This window comes from Pseudoalteromonas sp. GW168-MNA-CIBAN-0100, assembly GCF_040309225.1.
GTDB lineage: Bacteria > Pseudomonadota > Gammaproteobacteria > Enterobacterales > Alteromonadaceae > Pseudoalteromonas > Pseudoalteromonas arctica.
The window spans coordinates 1-239 of record NZ_JBEOOL010001047.1 but is presented as its reverse complement, the minus strand read 5'-3'; the positions used below and the strand labels follow the sequence as shown (position 1 = coordinate 239).

Genomic DNA, 239 nt, shown 5'->3' with positions numbered 1-239 from the left:
CATTAAAAGCTGAAGTTGTTGCTATCAGCCCACTTACAGAATTTGTTCATAAAGTAATTTTAAAACCACAACAACCGGTTTCGTTTGAAGCAGGCCAATACATGCATCTTGTATTGAGCGAAAATGACAAGCGTGCATTTTCGATTGCCAGCCGCCCTTCACAATGCGATCAAATAGAGTTACATATTGGCGCTTCGGGAACCGATACATATGCAATGCAGTCGCTTGAACATTTACGC

General features: G+C 41.4%; 1 pseudogene. It reads left to right on the top strand.

Annotation, left to right across the window (positions count from 1 at the left end):
- Nucleotides 1-239, top strand: a pseudogene (gene fre, locus AAEY62_RS24545) (NAD(P)H-flavin reductase); the annotation flags it as partial.